Source organism: uncultured Methylobacterium sp. (assembly GCF_964251405.1).
In the GTDB taxonomy this organism is placed as follows: domain Bacteria; phylum Pseudomonadota; class Alphaproteobacteria; order Rhizobiales; family Beijerinckiaceae; genus Methylobacterium.
Map to the genome: position 1 here is coordinate 1 of NZ_CAXUJR010000031.1, position 5,290 is coordinate 5,290.

Consider the following 5,290-nt stretch of genomic DNA (forward strand, 5'->3'; position numbering starts at 1 on the left):
GTTGGCGCGCCCTACGGGAATCGAACCCGTGTTTTCGCCGTGAAAGGGCGACGTCCTGGACCGCTAGACGAAGGGCGCGTTGGGTCGAGCGAGGGTTCTATAGGGGGCTTCCTCACGCGGCGCAACGCCCGTCGTCGGAGGGCGTGATCCGGTGGGGCAACTGGGAAACGCGGTCGAGTGGACGGCTCCGCCGCCGCCCCATTCGGACCATCGGGACTCTCCGGCTTGACGAAAGACGCGCGGCCCCGTTTGTCGCGGAGTTTGGATCGGACGGCCATCATGACCACACAGAGCGACGACCCCCCAGCGGGCAGGACACCGCCGCCGAAAAAGGCGTTCGTGAAGAAGTCCTGGCCGCGCAAGAGCTGGGACAGGAAGCCCGCATCGGGGGGTGGCGACCGGTTCCGGCCCGGTCCCCCGAGCGGGGATCACGTCGTCCTGTATGGCTGGCACCCGGTCTCGCAGGCGCTGGCCAATGGCGACCGGCACCTGCATCGCCTGCTCGCCACCGAGAACGCCCTCGCCCGGCTCTCCGCCGAGATCGGAGACCTCCGCATCGCGCCCGAGCTGGTGCGGCCGAGCGCCATCAACGCGCTGCTCGGCGCGGACGCCGTGCATCAAGGGCTCTACCTCGAAGCCGATCCCCTCCCCGGCCCCGACCTCGAGGATCTGCCCGACGACGCGCTGCTGCTGGCCCTCGACCAGATCACCGATCCGCACAATGTCGGCGCCATCGTCCGCACGGCGGCGGCCTTCGGGGTGGCGGGCATCATCACCACTGCCCGGCACTCGCCCACCGCCACCGGCGTGCTCGCGAAATCCGCCTCGGGCGGCCTGGAGCATGTGCCGCTCGTCGTGGTGCGCAACCTCGCCGAGGCCTTGATCGAGCTCGGGGAACGCGGCTTCACCCGCATCGGCCTCGATTCCGATGCGGAGACGCCGCTGGATGCGGTCGGTCCCCAGCGGCCCGCCGTGATCGTGCTCGGCGCCGAGGGCAAGGGCCTGCGCCAGCGCACCCGCGATTGCTGTGACGTGCTCGCCCGCATCGCCTTTTCCGGCGAGATCCGCAGCATCAACGTCTCGAACGCGGCGGCGATCACCCTCTACGCCCTGAGCACGCGCAAGACACCCTGACGGGCCGCCTCAGCGCCAGAACGGCTTCACGTCGAGCAGTTCCTCGTGCGCCTCGGCCGCCGCCGAGAGGAGCTTTGCGGCGGTCGCATCGCCGTCGGCCGCGGTGAGGCCTGCCGCGAACAGGGCCTCGCCTCCGGCCTCCGTCACGATGAGGCCCGAGACGACGTCGTGGGCCGTGGCCAGATCGTTGAGGGACCCGAGGTGGTCCTGCAGGTCGGAGAGCGCCGAGACGAAGGCCTTGTGGCGCTTGTGGACCTTCCGGTCGGCGTAGAGGGAGGCGAAGAACTCGGCGCCGTAGCGCAGCTTCTTCGCCTCGATCCGGACCCGGTGGCGTGCCTCGGCATCGAGGCGGTCGAGATGGCGCCCGCGCTTGCGGATTCGGCGCCGAGCCTTTTCGAGGATGTCGGCGGCGAAATCACGGGCCGGCTCGTCGCGGACGGCGTTGGCGGCCGCGTTCCGCCAGGGACCGGTCTCGATCCAAGCGACGAGGTCGAGGAGCAGGCCGCGCCAGGACGGTGATTCGAGGATGGTCAGGACGGTGTCGTAGGCCCGCAACCGTTCCGCCTCCAGGCTCTCGCGCAGCGAGACGAGGCTCGCCTCGTCCGGCCGGCGCGCGATCTCGGCGGGCAACGTGGTCTCGAGGAAGACGTCGATGTTGCGAGCCTCGCCGAATGGCTCCGAGACGCGCTTGATCTCGCTACGCAGATGGGTGGCGGTGGCGTCGCCCGCGAGCATCGGCTTGAACAGGGTGAAGGCCGAGCGCAGGCGGCGCAGGGCGACCCGGATCTGATGCAATGCCTCCGCATCGCGCCCGTGCAGGAACACATCTTCGTTGAGGCGAAGGTGGCGCAGGCAGGATTGCGCGATCACCCGGAAGGCCTCGCCGGCGCTCGCCGACCCATCGAGCGCCACCGCCCCTGCCTTGCTCGGCTTGCGCAGCTTGCCTTTGAGGAGGGCGAACCCCCTCGCGCTCTTGCTGAGCGCCCCGAGCTTCAGCGGCGCGGTCTCGGCCAGCGCCTGGGCGAGGCCGAACAAGTCGGAGGCGTCGCCTTCGAGGAGCTCCAGTTCGAGCTCGCACAGGGGCACGTCCCCGACCCCCGTCTCGACGCGGCCCTGATCGAGGGTCGCCGAGATCCGCGAGGCCCCGTAGGTGACCGGACGGGTCGTGCGCTCGACGACGGTGGCGAACAACGCTTCGAGGCCGGGCGACGAGGCCTTGGCGAGGATCGCGGCGGCGGGCGTCCCGGCGAGCGCGTCGAGGTCCGGGTCCGGACCCTGAACGGGGCCTTCCCATTCGGCACGGTCGAACAGGCCTGCGGACTCGGTGGCTGCCTTCACGGTCTGGAGGTAGCCGGCCGACGTCTTGCGTATGCGCAGGGTGAGGCCCGCCGCGAGCAGGTCGCGATCCGCCGTGTCGAGATAGGTCGAGCTCAGTGTCTCGGGTTCGCCGCCACCCTGCGCTTGGAGCAGAGGATGGGTGGCCAGAGCGGCGATGTCGTGTACGCCCGCTTCCAGCTTCAGCTCGATCTCGCGTGGGCTAGTCATTGGGTCCGTTCGCTTCCGTACTTCAAGGCGTCGGCCTGGAGGGAGGCACTCCGGCCGCACTCCGGAAGCCCCTGCCCGAAGGCGAACCCGCGCCGACGCGGCCACGGCCGGGTCGCACCGATGAGCGGGCCATCCTACCGGGCGTTGTACGCCTCGTGAACCGGCGCGCGTCGATTTCGTGACGAATCCTGCCATGCCCGCCTCGTGGTGAGGTCCTGCGCAGTGACCCGGCCCGGCGACCACGCGTGGTGTCGGCCGCGCGGTTGGACAATCCGGCCTGATGCCGTAGCTCCTCGTCGACCGAAGGGTGGCGTAGGCCCATTCGGAGATCCCGGATCCGGGCCATGACGGAGAGTGAAATGGGGCAGGACCGGCCGAGGGCCGATCGCCTCCTGGTGGAGCGCGGACATTTCGAGAGCCGCGCGCGCGCGCAAGCCGCGATCGCGGCCGGCCTCGTGCGCGCCGACGACCGGCCGGTGCAGCGCGCATCCGATCGCCTCGACCCCGGAGCCCGCATCGAGGCGGCGCAGCCCCACCCCTTCGTCTCGCGTGGAGGCGTGAAGCTGACGGCGGCTCTCGACGCCTTCGGGCTCGATCCCGATGGCTGCGTCTGCCTCGACGTCGGTGCTTCCACGGGAGGCTTCACCGATGCCGTCCTGGCGCGGGGGGCAGAGCATGTCTATGCCGTCGACGTCGGGCGCGACCAGCTCCACGCTTCCCTGCGCGGTCATCCCCGTGTGACGAGCCTCGAGGGGACCGATGCCCGCGCCCTCGACCGGACGCTGATCCCACGGCCTCCGGCGCTGGTGGCCATCGACGTCAGCTTCATCTCCCTGCGTCTCGTCCTGCCGGCGCTCGCGCCGTTGCTGGACGTGGGGGCGGGGCTCGCCGCGCTGATCAAGCCGCAATTCGAGGCCGGGCGGGAGCGGGTCGGGCGCGGTGGCATCGTTCGCGATGCGGCCATCCACGACGCGGTCTGCGCGGAGATCGAGAGCCTGCTCGCCGGCCTCGGCTTCGCGGTCCTCGGCCTGATCCCCTCGCCCGTCACCGGCGGCGACGGCAACCGTGAATTCCTGGTGGGCGCACGCCTGAGAGGACGACCATGACGGGCCAAGAGATCAGGATCGAAGAGAGCAGGACCGAAGAGATCCGGACCGAGACCGTGACGATCGAGAGGCTCGGCGCACGCGGCGACGGGATCACGGCCGACGGCCTCACTGTCGCCTATGCCCTGCCGGGCGAACGGGTCGCGGTCGCCCGGCAGGGCAGCCGCGGCCAGCTCGTCTCCGTCGAGACGCCCTCCCCTGACCGGGTCGTCCCGTTCTGCCGCTATTTCGGGACCTGCGGCGGCTGCGCCGCCCAGCATCTCGCGCCTGAGCCCTACGCCGCCTGGAAGCGAGGCCTCGTCGACAGGGCGCTGTCCCAGGCCGGCATCGCGGTCGTGCCCGAAGCGATGCGCCCCGCTCACGGCGAGGGTCGCCGGCGCCTCACCCTGCACGTTCGCGCCGTGGACGGAGCGGCCCGGGCCGGCCTGATGGCGGCGCGTAGCCACGACCTCGTCGCCATCGACCATTGCCCGATCACCGTGCCCGTCCTGCACCGGGCTCCGGCCGTCGCGGTGGCCCTGAGCGCGCCGCTCGGCCATGGCCGCAAGCCGCTCGACGTGGCGGTGACGGCCACGCGCGGTGGCCTCGACGTCGACCTGCGCGGGCATGGGCCGGTGAGCGAGGGCGTGCGCGCGGTTCTCGTACGCTTGGCGAGCGACCTCGACCTCGCCAGGCTCTCGTTGCATGGCGACATCGTCGTCGAGCGCCGGGCGCCCCTGCTTCCGTCACGCGCCGAGGCCTGGGTGCCGCCGCCCGGCGGCTTCCTGCAGGCGACGGAGGCGGGCGAGGCAGCCCTGACCGAACTGGTCCTGGCCGCCCTCGACGGCAGGACGAAGCGCGCCCTCGACCTTTTCTCCGGAAGCGGCCCGTTCAGCCTTGCCCTGGCGCGAACCTGCGACGTCCACGCCGTCGAGGGTGAGGCGGCGGCCCTGGCGAGCCTCGACCGGGCCTATAGGGCCACGCAGGGACTGCGCCGCATCACCACTGAGCGCCGCGACCTCTTCCGTCGCCCGCTCCTGCCGATCGAGCTCGACGCTTACGACGCCGTGGTGTTCGATCCACCCCGGGCCGGCGCACAAGCCCAGACGGAGCGGCTCGCGCAATCCAAGGTGCCCCTCGTGATCGGCGTGGCCTGCGACGCGGGAACCTTCGCCCGCGACGCCGCCACGCTCGTCGCCGGCGGATACCGCCTGGAGCGGGTCACGCCAGTCGACCAGTTCGCCTGGTCGAGCCATGTCGAACTCGTCGGCGTCTTTCGGCGCGAGGCCCCACGCCGCCGCCGATAGGTCGGGTCCGGATCGCTTCGCTTGGAGGATGGAGAAAAGACGACGGACCGCTCATCGACTCGACCGGATGGTCGCCTTGCACCGCCAGGAGCCATCCATCGCCGTCACTGTTGCGGCGACTCACATCTGCGCGCTTCCCGAAGGGGCCGCCTTGGCTCAGATCCCGATGCCTTTCGTCGCCAACCCCTTGCCTTCCCCGGTCGACGAGAACCGGCCATA

Annotated in this window: 4 protein-coding genes and 1 tRNA gene; 3 read left to right on the top strand and 2 right to left on the bottom strand. The window is 71.1% G+C overall.

Annotated features, from left to right (window positions below; translation table 11 throughout):
* Positions 1-2: 2 nt before the first annotated feature.
* Positions 3-78: transfer RNA gene (locus tag ACFE7U_RS08005), tRNA-Glu, on the bottom strand.
* Between the two features lie 201 nt (positions 79-279).
* Between ACFE7U_RS08005 and rlmB the strand changes: the two genes are divergently transcribed.
* Positions 280-1,134 carry a 23S rRNA (guanosine(2251)-2'-O)-methyltransferase RlmB gene (rlmB, locus tag ACFE7U_RS08010; protein ID WP_375409205.1) on the top strand — a complete coding sequence of 285 codons (855 nt, stop codon included), beginning with the start codon at positions 280-282 and terminating at the stop codon, positions 1,132-1,134.
* A gap of 9 nt (positions 1,135-1,143) precedes the next feature.
* On the opposite strand, the gene ACFE7U_RS08015 is transcribed toward rlmB, so the two are convergent.
* Positions 1,144-2,679, bottom strand: a complete 1,536-nt coding sequence (locus ACFE7U_RS08015; protein ID WP_375409206.1) for a CHAD domain-containing protein — start codon at positions 2,677-2,679, stop codon at positions 1,144-1,146.
* A 359-nt stretch (positions 2,680-3,038) separates the two neighbouring features.
* On the opposite strand from ACFE7U_RS08015, the gene ACFE7U_RS08020 reads away from it, so the two are divergent.
* Positions 3,039-3,785 (top strand): TlyA family RNA methyltransferase, encoded by a 747-nt coding sequence (locus tag ACFE7U_RS08020; RefSeq protein ID WP_375409229.1) that lies wholly within the window; start codon positions 3,039-3,041, stop codon positions 3,783-3,785.
* The gene (locus tag ACFE7U_RS08025; RefSeq protein ID WP_375409207.1) at positions 3,782-5,071 is read left to right on the top strand and encodes a class I SAM-dependent RNA methyltransferase; all 1,290 of its coding nucleotides are present in this window, start codon (positions 3,782-3,784) and stop codon (positions 5,069-5,071) included. The genes ACFE7U_RS08020 and ACFE7U_RS08025 overlap by 4 nt, the downstream gene beginning before the upstream one ends.
* Positions 5,072-5,290 lie beyond the last annotated feature (219 nt).

Bases quoted from the DNA above. Each gene is read 5' to 3' on its own strand.
- ACFE7U_RS08015 (WP_375409206.1), bottom strand. From the start codon at position 2,679: ATGACTAGCCCACGCGAGATCGAGCTGAAGCTGGAAGCGGGCGTACAC.
- ACFE7U_RS08020 (WP_375409229.1), top strand. From the start codon at position 3,039: ATGGGGCAGGACCGGCCGAGGGCCGATCGCCTCCTGGTGGAGCGCGGA.
- rlmB (WP_375409205.1), top strand. From the start codon at position 280: ATGACCACACAGAGCGACGACCCCCCAGCGGGCAGGACACCGCCGCCG.
- ACFE7U_RS08025 (WP_375409207.1), top strand. From the start codon at position 3,782: ATGACGGGCCAAGAGATCAGGATCGAAGAGAGCAGGACCGAAGAGATC.